The sequence below is a fragment of the Agrococcus sp. SGAir0287 genome, assembly GCF_005484985.1.
Taxonomy (GTDB): Bacteria; Actinomycetota; Actinomycetes; order Actinomycetales; family Microbacteriaceae; genus Agrococcus.
The window spans coordinates 344,469-358,911 of record NZ_CP027942.1 but is presented as its reverse complement, the minus strand read 5'-3'; the positions used below and the strand labels follow the sequence as shown (position 1 = coordinate 358,911).

The 14,443-nt window shown below is 72.7% G+C and carries 11 protein-coding genes; 5 read left to right on the top strand and 6 right to left on the bottom strand.

Translation table 11 applies throughout. From position 1 onward, the window contains the following. Positions 1 to 100 precede the first annotated feature (100 nt). Positions 101 to 1,477 (top strand): DUF6421 family protein, encoded by a 1,377-nt coding sequence (locus tag C1N71_RS01595; protein ID WP_137754808.1) that lies wholly within the window; start codon positions 101 to 103, stop codon positions 1,475 to 1,477. A 418-nt stretch (positions 1,478 to 1,895) separates the two neighbouring features. Further along, the gene (locus C1N71_RS01590) at positions 1,896 to 6,746 is read left to right on the top strand and encodes a cell wall-binding repeat-containing protein (protein WP_175414052.1); all 4,851 of its coding nucleotides are present in this window, start codon (positions 1,896 to 1,898) and stop codon (positions 6,744 to 6,746) included. Positions 6,747 to 7,460: 714 nt separating this feature from the next. On the opposite strand, the gene C1N71_RS01585 is transcribed toward C1N71_RS01590, so the two are convergent. Beyond that, positions 7,461 to 7,955, bottom strand: a complete 495-nt coding sequence (locus tag C1N71_RS01585; RefSeq protein ID WP_137754806.1) for a DUF427 domain-containing protein — start codon at positions 7,953 to 7,955, stop codon at positions 7,461 to 7,463. Between the two features lie 426 nt (positions 7,956 to 8,381). On the opposite strand from C1N71_RS01585, the gene C1N71_RS01580 reads away from it, so the two are divergent. Next, a complete protein-coding gene (locus C1N71_RS01580) occupies positions 8,382 to 9,161 on the top strand; it encodes a DUF998 domain-containing protein (RefSeq protein ID WP_175414051.1) in 780 nt (259 codons plus the stop codon). Positions 9,162 to 9,481: 320 nt separating this feature from the next. Here the strand turns inward: C1N71_RS01580 and C1N71_RS01575 are convergent, their stop codons facing one another. The 4 genes from C1N71_RS01575 to C1N71_RS01560 are packed head-to-tail and all read right to left on the bottom strand — an operon-like array spanning position 9,482 to position 12,285. Then, positions 9,482 to 10,477, bottom strand: a complete 996-nt coding sequence (locus C1N71_RS01575; RefSeq protein WP_137754804.1) for a sensor histidine kinase — start codon at positions 10,475 to 10,477, stop codon at positions 9,482 to 9,484. Further along, positions 10,474 to 11,193 (bottom strand): response regulator transcription factor, encoded by a 720-nt coding sequence (locus tag C1N71_RS01570; RefSeq protein WP_137754803.1) that lies wholly within the window; start codon positions 11,191 to 11,193, stop codon positions 10,474 to 10,476. The genes C1N71_RS01575 and C1N71_RS01570 overlap by 4 nt, the downstream gene beginning before the upstream one ends. Before the next feature lies 1 nt (position 11,194). Continuing rightward, positions 11,195 to 11,725, bottom strand: coding sequence for a DUF4190 domain-containing protein (locus C1N71_RS01565; protein ID WP_137754802.1), 531 nt, complete (start codon positions 11,723 to 11,725; stop codon positions 11,195 to 11,197). After that, positions 11,722 to 12,285 carry a DUF3060 domain-containing protein gene (locus C1N71_RS01560; RefSeq protein WP_137754801.1) on the bottom strand — a complete coding sequence of 188 codons (564 nt, stop codon included), beginning with the start codon at positions 12,283 to 12,285 and terminating at the stop codon, positions 11,722 to 11,724. The genes C1N71_RS01565 and C1N71_RS01560 overlap by 4 nt, the downstream gene beginning before the upstream one ends. 176 nt (positions 12,286 to 12,461) lie before the next feature. Here C1N71_RS01560 and C1N71_RS01555 point away from each other — a divergent pair, with 176 nt between their 5' ends. Further along, complete coding sequence (locus C1N71_RS01555) at positions 12,462 to 13,073, top strand: SDR family NAD(P)-dependent oxidoreductase (protein WP_137754800.1); 612 nt, start codon at positions 12,462 to 12,464, stop codon at positions 13,071 to 13,073. Positions 13,074 to 13,211: 138 nt separating this feature from the next. Further along, positions 13,212 to 13,445 (top strand): hypothetical protein, encoded by a 234-nt coding sequence (locus tag C1N71_RS01550; protein WP_137754799.1) that lies wholly within the window; start codon positions 13,212 to 13,214, stop codon positions 13,443 to 13,445. Positions 13,446 to 13,467: 22 nt separating this feature from the next. Here the strand turns inward: C1N71_RS01550 and C1N71_RS01545 are convergent, their stop codons facing one another. After that, positions 13,468 to 14,373: an HNH endonuclease gene (locus C1N71_RS01545; RefSeq protein ID WP_137754798.1), complete on the bottom strand. Its 906-nt coding sequence runs from the start codon at positions 14,371 to 14,373 to the stop codon at positions 13,468 to 13,470. Positions 14,374 to 14,443 lie beyond the last annotated feature (70 nt).

The following is a 14,443-nucleotide window of genomic DNA, read 5'->3' as shown; positions in this document are numbered from 1 at the left end:
GCACGGAACGCGCAGGAAAGCCGCCCGCGTGCACAATCCTTGTGCGAGCGACCCTTCCTACGCTGTATGCATCCCCCGATCGACCGCCAGGAAGGCCACCGTGACCATCGCCGCGCCCCTCTCGACCGCCGAGCTCGCCCAGCACCCCGCATGGCTGCGCCTCAAGGCCGCCGCCACCGCGCTGCAGCCCATGCAGGCGAAGTCGGGTGCGATCGAGGATGCGTCGCAGCACGACGCCGCTCGGGGCCACGTCGCCGATCTCGTCGCCGGCATCCGCGAGCTCGCACCGCTCTTCCCGCACGACGCCGACTACCTCGCGCAGGCGGCTGTCGACTTCGAGCGCTGGGCCGAGCGCGGGTTCGACGTGCCCGACCACTTCGACTCGCTCATCCTCTTCCAGCCGCAGCAGCACCGCGTCGACGGCCTGCAGCACCTCGTCGTCTTCCCGATGTACACGCAGAACGGCTCGCCGAACCGCCTGGTCGAGGCGCTGCTCGTCGAGGTCATCTGGCCCGAGTTCATCGCCGAGCTCGAGGCGGGCGACTACTCGAACGCGCTGTTCGTGCCGCTGCGCTTCATCGACTTCACGGCGGGCTACGACACGAACTCCGCCGTGCTCTTCCCCGAGACCGTCGCGATGCGCGAGATCCCGACGTTCACGTGGGGCGCGATCTTCCAGGACCGCGAGGCCGCCCGCTTCCGCCGCGTCGTGCGCGCCGCAGTGGACGTCACGAGGCTCGACCTGCCCGAGGACGTCGCGGCGATGCTCGACGACCAGCGGCTCACCGAGGAGGTCTTCGTCATGTGGGACCTCATCCACGACCGCACGCACATGCGCGGCGACCTGCCGTTCGACCCGTTCATGATCAAGCAGCGGATGCCGTTCTTCCTCTACTCGCTCGAGGAGCTGCGCTGCGACCTCACCGCGTTCCGGGAGTCGGTCGCCATCGAGCGTCGCCTGCGCGCGCAGGAGGTGCGCAGCGAGGCCGACGAGCTGCTCATGCAGCGCGCACGCCTCGTGCAGTTCGCCGTCATCTTCGACCGCATCTTCCGCTTCTCCATCACGGGCTCGCGCGTGCGCAACTACGACGGCCTCGGCGGCCAGCTGCTGTTCGCGTGGCTGCACCAGCGCCGCGTGCTGCACTGGACCGACACGCAGCTCGCGTTCGACTGGGATGCGGTGCCCGACATGGTGAACGAGCTCGGCGCCGCGATCGAGCACCTGTACTGGCGCTCGATCGACCGCCCCAAGGTCGCGCACTGGCTCGCCGCGTACGAGCTCGTGTCGGCCACGGTCGAGCCGCACCCCGCATCCGCGTGGAAGGCCGGCGAGCTGCCGCTCACGGGCACCCCGCGCGAGCTCACCGACCTCGTGATGGACGACGAGTTCCCGCTGTCGATGTTCTTCGAGGCGTTCGAGCGCAAGATGCGCGACGTCATCGCCTCCACGTCGGGCATCACGGCCGCCACCGCCTAGCCCTCCCGACGCGTACCCCGAGACGCCCCGGACCAGCACGGTCCGGGGCGTCTCCGCGCGCACACGGGGGTCGCGTCGCGACGCTCGCGCGTGTCGCACGAGCCGCCGTCGAGCACGACCGCCCGGGCGAAGGCCGGAACGACGCGGATCCTCGCCGCCTCGTCGCTGACGCTTCGGACGGATGAAGCGTCGGATCGTACACCCGCGCGCTGAGGAAAGCGGGTCTTCCTCGCGAGGGATCTTCGGGGTACGGTCCGGGTGAGGACACCTCATTCGTCAGCCACAGGGGGCACCTATGCGTCGAACAGCAGCGTGGAAGCCGATCGCGGGAGTCGCTGCGGCGACGATCGCGATCGCCGGATTCGGGGTCGCTCCGGCGACAGCCGCGCCAGATGACCCAGAGCAGGCGCAAGCACGCGTGCTCGGCTCGAGCCTCCTCGCCGAGGGTCTGCTCGACGCCGCCACCGCCTACACCGGCACCAGCGAGGCGGTGAACCCGGTCGCGAACGACCTCACCCTCGACAGCGATCTGCTGGGCGCCTCCATCGGCGTCACCTCGGGCCTTCAGCTGCCGCTCATCGACAACGGGACGAACAGCGGTCTGCTCGCGCTCGGCGAGGCCGGCGCGCTCTCGAGCTACGCCGCCACGACGTCCGCGACGTCGGTCGCCGCGAGCGGCGTGCTCGGGGCCGACGGGGCCATCGCCGTCGACGAGGACCAGGCCCCCGGCACTCCTCCGGCAGCCATCGTCGACCTCACGCAGGTGCTCGACCAGCTCGGCGTCGCCGGTTTGACCGACCAGATCGTCGAGGAGCTGCAGCTCGAGGTCGGCGCGTTCGCCGCTCGTGCGGAGACCGATGGCACCACCGTCGCCGACGACTACGCGATCGCCGACCTCCGGCTCGAGATCGACAGCCCGACGGTCGCGGCGCTCTCCACGTCGCTGACGACGGCCGTGGGCACCACGACGAGCACCCTCGACACTGCGCTCGCCGGACTCGGTGGTCCCGGTGGGACGCTGCAGCAGACCTTCGACGCGCTCGCGCTCTCGGTCGACGTCTCCATCGTCCCGGGCGTGCCGAGCATCCTCGACGTCAGGGCGAACGGCGGCACGGTCGCGGTGACGCTGCCGAGCGCGCAGACCCTCGTGCGCAACGCGCTCGACGACGACCTGTCGACGCCCGACATCGAGCTCATCGGTCAGAACGGTCTCGTGATCAACCTGACGCAGGGCACGATCTCGGTCGACCTCGGCGCACTCCTCGACGGAGACCTCAACGACCAGGGGCCGAACACCCCGGTCCTCGACGCCGACACGATCGCGGGTCTGACGACGGACGTCACGGCTCTGCTCGGCGGCATCACGGGGGGTCTCACCACGGCGATCCAGACCGCGCTCGGTCAGGCTGCCGTGACCGTCACCATCCCGATCTACGTCGGTGCGCTCGGTGCGCCGGTCGTCACGGCGACCCTCACGACCACCACGACGCTGGCCGCGCTCGCCGCGGGTAGCGGTCTGCCGACCCTCTCGAACGTCGCCGTCGCCGGACTCCCGATCGGCGTGGGGCTCATCACCGACCGCCTGACCGCCACGCTCGGCACGCTCGTCGGTCCCGCGATCGGCGGCCTCGTGCAGCCGCTCGTGTCGACCTCCTCGACGGGCATCTCCAACGCCGTCACCGCGCTCGGTACCGCCGCCAGCGGTGCGGTGACGGCGCTGACGCCGCTGTTCGACGCGCTCGACGACGTCGCGACGATCACGATCAACGCGCAGCCGACCGAACTGCCCACGCCGCAGGCGAGCGAGCTGGGCGAGGACGGCTTCACCGTCCACGCGCTCCAGGTCGTGCTGCTGCCGACGCTCGCAGGCTCGCCGCTCGCGAACGTGACGCTCGGCTCCGCCTCGGTGCTGAACGTCGAGGTCGCCGAGGCCGGCACGCTCGTGGTCGACCCCGACCGCGCGCACCCGGGCGACACGGTGGACCTCACCGGTGACGGTTGGGACCCCGAGGGTGGCGACGTCGTCGTGACCTTCCGCGACGCGAACGGCGCGCAGGTGGGCTCGCCCGTGACGCTGCCTGTGGCCGACGGCTCGATCAGCGGCACGTTCACGGTGCCCGCGGGCACCGCGGCCGGCGACCTCGTCGCCACGGCCGTGCAGGGCGACGCGTCGACCACCGACGGCCTGGAGGTCGTGGCGGCTCCGGTCATCATCGTCGACCCCGACCCGGTCGACCCGGGCGAGACGCTCACCATCACGGGCTCCGGCTTCCTCTGCGGCCCCGTGACGGTGACGATCCTCGACGGCGACACCGCGATCGCCACGATCCCCGACGTCGCCGTGGCGGCGGACGGCTCGTGGTCGACGACGTACGTGGTCCCCGAGGACATCGACGTCGCGACGCTCACGATCCGCGCCGAGGGCCAGGGCACGTGCGACGAGGAGGGCGAGACGCCCGTCGACGTCGACCTGCCCGAGTCGCTCGAGCTGACGCCCGCCGAGGTGCGCGTCGGCGACGACGTCGCCATCGCAGGGGACGGCTGGGACGCCGGCACCGTGACGGTCACGTTCACGAACGCCGCCGGCCAGGTCGGCTCGCCCGTCGCCGTGACGGTCGGCGCCGACGGCGTGCTCGACGGTACCTTCGAGGTGCCCGCCGGCACGGCCCCGGGTGCCCTCACCGGCACCGCCGTGCAGGGCGACGACACCGAGCAGGACGCGGTGACGGTGTTCGGCGACGCGACCGTCGCCGTCGACCCGACGAGCATCCGTGCAGGCGGCACCGTCGACGTCACCGGCACGGGCTGGCTGCCGAGCGGCGGTGACGTCGTCGTGACGTTCACGGACGCCGACGACGCGGTCGTCGGCACGGTCACCGTCGACCAGGAGGACATCGAGGCCGACGGCACCATCGCCGCCGAGTTCACGGTCCCTGCAGGCACCGATCCCGGCGCGCTCACGGTCACGGCCGTGCAGGGCGACACGGAGGCCGGCGCCTCGCTGACCGTCCTGCCCGAGCCCTCGGTCACGGTCTCGCCCTCCACGGTGCGACCGCTCGACGAGGTCACGGTCGGCGGCTCCGGCTGGGGCCCCGGCACGGTGACGGTGGTGTTCACGGACGAGGACGACCAGCCGGTCGGCGCCCCGCTCGAGCTCACCCCTACGGACGGCGTCATCTCGGGCACCTTCACGGTCCCCGAGGGCACCGAGCCCGGCACGCTCACCGCGACGGCCACGCAGGGCACGGACACCGACACCGCCGAGCTCGAGGTCACGCTCGCGCCGACGGTGACGGCGACGCCCCCGCGCGTGCACGGCGGCGACTCGGTCGCCATCGGCGGCTCCGGCTGGGGCACCGCGCCCGTGACGGTGACGATCACCGACGGCGAGACCGTGATCGGCACGCCGATCGTCCTCACGCCCGTCGACGGCGTCATCACGGGCACCTACCCGATCCCCGATGGCACCGACCCGGCGCTCCTCGACGTGACGGCCACCGACGGCACCGACACCGCGATCACCGCGGTCGAGGTCGTGGCGGACGCGGTCGTGGACGCCGAGCCCGACCCCGCGGACCCGGGTGACGTCGTCACCATCACGGGGACCGGATTCCTCTGCGGCCCCGTCGACGTGGTCATCACGTCCGGCGCGACGACGCTCGCGACCTTCACGAACGTGGCGGTCGTGGACGACGAGTGGACGCAGGTGTGGACCGTGCCGGCCGGCATCGCCGTCGACTCGGTGACGATCACGGCCTCCACGGCCGCGACGGCTCCGTGCGACGACGACGGCGAGACCGAGCTGGAGATCGACCTGCCCGAGACGCTCGCCGCGACCCCGGCGACCGTCCAGCGCGGTGACGTCGTCACCGTGACGGGCACGGGTTGGAGCGACGGGCTGGTGAGCATCATCGCCCGTTCCGCCAACAACGCGATCATCGGCTCGTTCACGGCGACCTCGGCGGATGCGAGCTTCTCGCAGCCGTTCACGGTGCCGGCCGGCACCCCTCTCGGGGAGCTGACCTTCACGGCGGTCCAGGGCGACGCATCCGAGACCGCATCGGTCACGGTCGTGCAGCTGCCGACGGGCCCGGCGACGCTCATCGCATCGCCGAGCATCGTGGAGCCGGGCGACGACGTCGCGATCGACGGCCTGCAGTGGGACCCGACGGGTCCTGACGTGTCGGTGACGATCGTCGACGAGGATGGCGCCGTCGTCGGCTCCCTCCTGGCCGAGGTGCTTCCCGACGGTCGTCTCGCCACCGGCACGTACACGGTGCCGGCGACCATCGACGCACCGCAGACGCTCGTCGCCACGGGCGTCCAGGGCAGCCGCAGCGCATCCGACACGATCGGCGTGCGCGAGGCGAACCTGCCGGTCATCCGCCTCTGGGGTCCGCAGCGCTGGGAGACCAGCGTCGAGATCTCTCGCGACGCCTACCCGTTCGGAGCATCGGTGGTGTACCTCGCCAGTGGCGAGAACTTCCCCGACGCCCTGTCGGCGGCGCCGGCCGCAGCCCAGGAGGACGCGCCGCTGCTGCTGACGCAGCGCGACGCGCTCCCCGCGGCCGTGGCGACCGAGCTCGACCGTCTCGACCCCGACGTCCTCGTGGTCGTCGGCGGCACGGCAGCCATCTCGGCGAACGTCGCGAGCGCAGCCGGGCAGTACGCCGGCGAGGTCGTGCGGGCGGCGGGTGCGAACCGGTTCGAGACGTCGGTGGCGGTCACCGACCGGGCCTTCGACTCGGCGACCGAGGCGTTCATCGCGAGCGGGGCGAACTTCCCCGACGCGCTGACGGCCGGTGCCGCGTCGGGCTCCGCCGGAGCGCCGCTGCTGCTGACGTACGGCGCGGCTCCGAGCGCGCAGCTGCTCGCGCAGCTCGACGAGCTCGGCGTCGAGGGCATCCGCATCGCGGGTGGCTCGGCGGCGGTGGCGACCTCGCAGGAGGCCGGCTTCGAGGCTGCCGGGTTCGACGTCATCGAGCGCTACGCGGGCGCCAACCGCTACGAGACCGGCGTGCTCATCGCGCAGGACTCGTTCGCGGGCCCGTCCGACCGCATCTACGTCGCCACCGGCGAGCGCTTCCCCGACGCGCTCGCAGGCTCCGCGGCCGCCGCGGCGCAGGGCGTGCCGGTCTACGTCTCGCCGACCGCCTGCCTCTGGGGCACCATCCCCAGCGAGGTGGACCGGCTCGACGACCCGCAGATCGTGCTGCTGGGTGGCACGGTGGCGCTGAGCGACAACGTGTTCAACCTGCAGACCTGCTGATCGGAGGGGCATGACGGAGGGGGTGCGGGCTTCGGCCCGCACCCCCTCCGTCATGCTTCGGCAGGTGTGCGATCCCGAGCGGGTGCGGTCGCCGTCGAGCGCGAGTCATCAGATCCGCGCCCCGAGGCGCGCGAGCAGCGAGCCCGCCGCTCGCTCACAGAGGTGCGAGCGCAGCGAGCCACCCGCCCGGCTCCCCGAGGTGCGAGCGCAGCGAGCCGCCCACCCGCTCCCTGTGGCGCGAGCGCAGCGAGCCACCCAACCGCCCCCTGAGGTGCAAGCGCAGCGAAGCACCCGCCCGGCTCCCCGAGGTGCGAGCGCAGCGAGCCACCCAACCGCTCCCTGAGGTGCAAGCGCAGCGAACCACCCACCCGCTCCCTGAGGTGCACGCGCAGCGAACCACCCACCCGCCCCCTGAGGTGCAAGCGCAGCGAACCACCCACCCGCCCCCTGAGGTGCAAGCGCAGCGAACCACCCACCCGGCTCCCTGAGGTGCGAGCGCAGCGATCCCACCCGCTCACTCAGTTGCGAGCGCCGCGAGCCGCCCACCCGCTCCCTGAGGTGCAAGCGCAGCGAACCACCCAACCGGCTCCCCGAGGTGCAAGCGCAGCGAACCACCCACCCGCTCCCTGAGGTGCGAGCGCAGCGAGCCACCCACCCGCTCCCTGAGGTGCGAGCGCAGCGAGCCTCGAAGGGTGCCGACGCCGAAGGCGCCCGCTACCAGCCCATCGTGCCGGGGCCGCCCTTGAACGGTCCGACCACGTTCGACGTGATCCAGCCGCCGTAGAAGCCGCCCTCCTGCGGTACGACCTCCTCGCCGTCGACGGTGCAGTGCAGCGGGGCGCCGGGCATGACCGCCCAGTGCCGCACGAGTCGCTCGAAGCCGGGGTTCGGCGTCGGGTACGTCCACGCGGCGCGCGGCACGGTGTGCCCGAGCGCGCGGACGTCGGCGTACGCGGCGCGGCCCTTCCACTCGCACATGCTCGCGCCGTCCGCGGGCACGAGCGCGTTCGGCGCGAACGCGTCCTCGGGGAGGTAGTAGGTCGGCGGATGGCTCGTCTCGAGCACGCGCAGCGCGTCGTCGGTCTCGGCGACGACGGTGCCCGCGAGGCGGATGACGATGTGCACGCCCGCGTCCTCGAGACGGGGCGGGCGCGGGTAGTCCCAGACGGACTCCTGGCCGGGCTTCGGAGTGATCGGCTGCGGTCGCATGCCCCTACCTTGCCGCGCCGGACTCTGCGCGGCCAGTGGCTCGCGCATGCGGGCGCTCGGCGCTCGTGGGGACGCTCCGTCGCCGCATCGTCGCGCGGCGCTGGTGCCGCGGCGCGCGCTGCGGTCTCCGACGGCCCCGGATGCGCGCTGCAGTCGGGTGCGCCCGCTGCGGGAAGGTGCGCCTGCCGAGAGCAGGCGCGTCTGCTGCAGAGAGGTGCGTCTGCTGCAGGGAGGTGCGCCTGCTGCAGCACGCGCGACCGCGAGGTGCGGATGCTGCACTCAGGTGTCGTTGCAACAGCACCCGAGTGCAGCATCCGCACCTCACGTGGCTGGGTGACGGATCCTGGGGCCGGATGGCCCGGTCGGCGGGACGCCCCGGTCGACCACCCGACGCTCGCATCCGAGCGAGCGTGCCAGGCTGGACGGGTGACCGCATCCGCCCCCGACCTCACCGATCGCCGCGTCGCGCGCGGCGGCATCGCCCTCGTCGCGACGACGCAGTACCTCGTCGCCGAGCAGGTCGTCGCGGCAGCGTGGGCGCCGGCGCCGTACTCCTTCGGCGACAACTACATCTCGGACCTGGGCGTGCCGGAGTGCCTCGTGCTCGCCGATCGCGTCGTGTGCTCGCCGCAGTGGCTGCTCATGGATGCGGCGTTCGTGCTGCAGGGGCTGCTCGTGGTGGTCGCGACGTGGCAGCTCGCGTGGCTGCTGCCACGCGTGTGGCGCTGGATCGCGACGGCGCTCGGCGTCGTGCACGGCGTCGGCATGCTGCTCGTCGGACTCTTCCCTGGATCGATCGCCGAGGATCTCGGCGGCGACGCGACCCGAGCAGCGCTGCACGGCATCGGGGCGACGCTCGCGATCGCGGGCGGCATCGTGTGGATGCTCGTCGCCGGCATCGGCCTGCTCGTGCGGCGCTGGCGCGGCGTGGGCGTCCTCTCGCTCGTCCTCGCGGGGGTGGGCGCCGTCGGTCTCGTCGGCCTCGCGCTGCTGCCGTCGACGCCCGGTGCGGACCTCGGGCTCGGGGTGGGCGGCATCGAGCGGCTCGCGGTCTACCCGATCATCGCCTGGCTCATCCTCATGGGGATCGCGGCCGTGCTCGTGCACCGCGGCGCGCTGCGGCAGGAGCAGTGGGAGCGGATGCGCGCGGAGGACGAGGCGGCAGCGCAGGCGGCTCTCGACCGTCAGGCCGACGCGAAGGACTGATCGCCGCTCGGCGACGTCGCGCGGCGATCGGCGACGTCCCGGGGTGAGTGGTCACGTCCGGCGGAGAGTGGTCGCGATCGAGCCGGACTGGTCGCAGACGCACGCATGACTGATCGCGATCGCACTGGAGCTGCGACCAGTCCGGTGCGACTGCGACCAGCCATCCCCAGCGACGTCATCCGTGGCACGGACTGGTGGCGACTCGCTCCCGACGGCGACCGTTCGCGACCGCCAGCGACCGTTCGACGGAGACGAGCGAGCGTTCCCGGCGCGAGGTCGCCGATCACCGCGACGAGCGACCGACCACTGTGCGCGCGGTGTCAGCGCGCTCGAGGCGCCGCGGTCCCCGCACCGGCCCCGGATCCCGCACCCCGGACGCCACGCGCATCCGCGGGCGGCGTCGGCGGCAGTCGCAGCTCGACGACCGTGCCCTCGCCCTCGCGGGAGCGCAGCGCGACGTCCCCGCCGTGGCGGCGGGCCACGGTACGCACGAGCGAGAGCCCGATGCCCGAGCCGGGCACGTCGCGAGCGTTGCGGGCGCGGGCGAGCTCGTCGAACACGAGCGCGGCCTCGTCGGCCGGCACGCCGCGGCCCGAGTCGGCGACCTCGACGACCGCCCATCCGTCCTGCTCGCGCAGTCGCACCTCCACCGGTCCGTCCGCGCCGAACTTGCGAGCGTTGGCGAGCACGTTGTCGATCGCGAGCCCGACGAGGTCGAGGTCGAGCTGCATCGTCGGCACCGGCCAGGGCACGCGCGTGACCTGCACGGACACGCGCGCGGCGGCATCCGGATGCTGCTGCGCGAGCGAGCCGACGCAGTCGTGGAGCAGCTGCTCGAGGTCGACGGGCTCGAGCTCGAGCGGGCGCGTCTCGAGGTCCGACAGCCCGCGCAGGTCGCCGACGAGGTTCGCGAGGCGTGCGGCCTGCGCATCGACGGTCGCGAGCCGCGGATCGGCCGCGGTCCCCGAGCCCGGCTCGACCGCCGCGATCGTCGCGCGGATGGCCTGCACCGGGTTCTTCAGCTCGTGGTCGAGGCGTGCGAGGAAGCGGCGATGCGCCTCGCGCTCGGCCGCGGCGCCCTCCGCGAGCCCGTGCTGCCGCGCCTCCTCGACGCGGAGCGCCTGCAGCGACCTCCGCCGAGCCGCCAGCACCACCAGCAGGATCGCCGCCGAGACGACGAGGCCGAGCACGACCGCGGCCGTCGTGAGCGGGATGGTGAGGATCGCCGCGGTGCGCACGCCGGCCGCCGCGAGCGCGACCGCGGCGACGACGCCCGCCGCGAGCGGCACCAGGGCGAGCAGGATGCGGCGGGTCACGCGACGCTCACCGGCCCGCGGAAGCGGTACCCCGTGCTCTGCACCGTCTCGACGAAGCGCGGATGCGTCGCGTCGTCGCCCAGCACGCGCCGCAGCTCGGCGACGCGATGGTCGACGGCGCGCGTCGTCGTGATCGACTCGAAGCCCCACAGGGTCGCGAGCAGCCGCTCGCGTGGATGCGCCTCGTCCGGATGCGTCATGAGGAAGTCGAGCAGCGTCATCGCCTTGGGCGTGAGCACGACCTCCGTGCCGTCGAGCCATGCGCGGCGAGCGGTGCGGTCGAGCTCGAGGCCGTCGGCGCGCAGGCGCACGGCTGCCGAGAGCGGCCGCTCGCCGCGCACGGTGCGGCGCAGCACGGCACGCACGCGCGAGAGCAGCTCCTGCGGGTCGAACGGCTTGCCGAGGTAGTCGTCGGCGCCCTCGTCGAGCGCCGCCGACCGCTCGTACGACTCGCCGACCTGGGTGAGCAGGATGATCGGCACCCAGTCGTCGGCCGCGCGGATGCGGCGCACCACTTCCCGCCCGTCGAGCCGCGGCATGACGATGTCGCACACGATGATGTCGGGGCGGCGCTCGGCGACCGCATCCAGGGCCGCCTGCCCGTCGGACGCGACCCGCACCTCGTAGCCGCTGCGACCGAGGAAGGCGCCGAGGCCGTCGGTGATGGCCTCGTCGTCGTCGACGAGCAGCAGGGAGGGGCGGGTCGCATCGGTCATGTCAGAGCCAGCCTGCCGTGCCGGCGAGGATGCCCACGCCGACGACCGCGGCGAGCGCGAGGTAGCCGGCGATCGCGAGGTAGCCGAGCACCGTGCCGACGATCGCGAGCGCCATGCCGCGCTGGCCGGAGCGGCGGATCATCGCGATCGCGATGTGCCCGAGGATCACGGGGAGGATGGCGAAGCCGCACAGGCCGAGGACGAACGTCGCGATCGCGAGGCCGCTCATCGGGCGCGTCGGGTGCGGCGGCGGGGCGGCCGCGGGGTGGGGCTGCTGCGGCCAGGCGTGCGGTGCCGGCGACTGGGGCGCCGCCTGCTGCCAGTCCTGCGGCGCGGTCGCGGCGTACGCATCCATCGTCGGCTGCGGCGTGGGGGCGACGGGAGCGGATCCCTGCACGGCGGTCGGCGCGGATGCGGGTGCCGCGGATCCGGCCTCGCTCGTCGTCGCCGGGCCAGCGGACGCGTCGGGCGACGACATCTGCTCGCCGACAGGTGCGGGCGCGGACGGCTGCACCGGCGCTGCGGCGCTCACTGCTGCTCCCCCATCGTGTTGGCCGTGCCGTCGTCGGTCACGGCGGGGGTCGCGCCCGTCCAGCGCACGTCGTTGACGTCGCCCGTGATGCGGAGCTCGCCGAGCGCGAGCGTCGAGACGACGGTGCCCGAGCCGGTGATGGTGAGGACCGCGACGTCGTCGGCGATGACGATGGCGGCGTCGGCGCTGACGGTGAGGTCGTCGCACGTGCCCTCGACGCGCACGATGCCGCCGTCGGTGGTGACGTCGAGGCCGGGCGAGCACGGGATGGTCTGCGACGCGCGAGCGATGAGCGCGTCGCGGTCGGGGCTCGAGGCGCCCGGGGCGCCGGTCTCGGTCTCGGCGGGGTCGGATGCGGCGGGCTCGCCGTCGGCCGGGTCGGACTCCGCGGCGTCGGCCTCCGGCGAGCTGCCGGTGCCGTCCTGCGAGCTGGGTGCCGGATCCGTCGCGTCCGGGTCGGAGAAGGCGAGGCCGCAGCCCGAGAGGCTGCCGACCGCGACGATGGTCAGCGCGACGAGCGCGAACCAGCGGGGCTGGGCGATGGGGTCGTGGGTGGTCATGGCTCCAACGCTAGGAATCCCATGTCGCGCACGGGTGGCAGGGATGTCGCAACCCTGCGACACGTTCGTCGTGTCGAGATTCGCCGCCGGACGCCTCGATTGTCAAGCGTCCTCGAGCGGTGCGGTGCTCGCGTAGGCCCGTGCCGCGGCCGGTCGGGATTCGGCAGACTGAGGCCATGCGCATCCTCATCGCCGGAGCCTCCAGCGCCCTCGGGCGCGCCACCGCTCGCGCGGCCCGGGCGGCCGGCCACCATGTCGTCGCGGTCGGCTCGTCGGCCGAGCGCCTCGAGCCCGTCGACGCCGACGAGCGGCGCGTCTGCGACCTCACCTCCTTCTCCGAGGTGGATGCGCTGGCCGCGTCGGTCGGCGAGGTGGATGCGCTCGTGCATCTCGTGGGCGGCTGGCGCGGCGGCGGCGGGCTCGCCGGCCAGACGGACGACGACTGGGCGTGGCTCGAGCAGCGCATCGTCGGCACGCTGCGCAACACGACGCGCGCGTTCGAGTCGGCGCTCGCGGCGTCTTCTGGTGGCCGCGTGATGATCATCTCGACGACGGGACTCGACCGGCCGACGGCGGGCAACGCGAACTACGTCGCCCTGAAGGCGGCGGCCGAGACGTGGCTCGCCGCGGTCGGCCACGCGCTGCGGGCGACCCCGGCGACGACGCACGCGATCCGCGTGAAGGCGCTCGTCTCCGCTGCGGACCGCGAGGCCGAGCCCGACCGCTCGTTCGACGGCTACTCGGACGTGGACGACGTGGCTGCGGAGATCGTGGGGTTGCTGGGGTGAGGGACTCGGTAGCACACCCCGCACCGTCGCGCAGCTGACTCCTGCTTCAGCTGGAACGCCTGCAAGCTGTCTGCCGCAACAGCTCCCCTGCTGTCGTCCACAGCCGAGACTCGCAGCATGAGCCGAGCTTCCAGCACCGTGATCGCCGCCTACGCGGATCCGGAGAGGGCGCCTCTGCACGCCGTTTCACTGAGCCGACGCGACTTCGATCGGCTCGTGGAAGCCGCGGGCGTGCTCGTCGGGCGCGACCAGAGTGCCTCCGATGCACAGCCGGACGTCGAATACTTCCAGCAACGCCTGGAGTCGTCGCGATCCCTGCTCGCCGCGCTGCACAAGCACCAGTGGGGAGTCCGCGCGCGCGAGTCGGGTTGATCGTTCGGCTGCGGACCGCGAGTCACGCGTGCACGGCGGAGAAGGCTGCGAATCGCTCGGCGAGATGATCCGCGTTCGGCCGATCTGCGGCACGTGAGGGCAGCGTCAGCGCAGCACCGTGCATCTCCTGCAATCCGTGCCGGAGCATGGGTCCATCGCGCTCGGCGAGGACGCGGGCCGGGATCACCACGCGAAGATCCGGCGAGATACCGAGCATGTCGCTGTCGTACGCCCCGTGATGGATCTTGCACAACGCGAGGCCGTTCGATGTGACCGGGAGGCCGAGCTCGTGCTTGTCACCGAGGATGTGTGCAGCATCGAGCAGCCGCGGATGCGCGAGCCTGCAGATCGCACAGCGCTCTTCGTACGCGCGCATGACCATGCCGCGGAAGGCCGGCTGATGCACGCGCTGCCACATCGAGCGCTCGATGTAACTGCGCTCCGGTGCGGGGAGTCCGGGGGCACCGTCGTCTGGCACCTGCACACGGTCGACGTGGAGCCTGACGTGACGCTCGGCGGGAACGTCTTCGACGTACACGGGGTAGGAAGCCGCCAGAAGTCCGGGTTCCACGACGACGAAGTACACGATCGGGAGGCCGAGTCTCGCCGCGGACTGCAACTTCACGTTGCTGCTGCCGTCACCGCGCTGATAGTCGTAGCGGATGGTGCCGGAGATGAGGTCGATGGCGTCCGTGTAGCGCTCGACGCTGCCGCCGCCGATGCCGCTCGTCACGGAGAGGGTTCCCAGCAGCTCCTTCGGATTCCGGATCCCTCGCGTGACATCGATGAGTCGGAGTCGTTCGCCGTGGAAGGCGAAGTCCTCGAGAAGTTCGCGCCGGGTGAAGAGAGATCGACCCGACACGGCTCGCTTGGACAACCAATCGAAGACGGCCGAACGGATCGCGGCATCCTGCTGTTCCGTCACCATAGTCACGCTCCTCGAGTTCCAGTGTCGCAATGACCGCCTGATCCTGTCATCCGCTCCCCCTACTCTCACC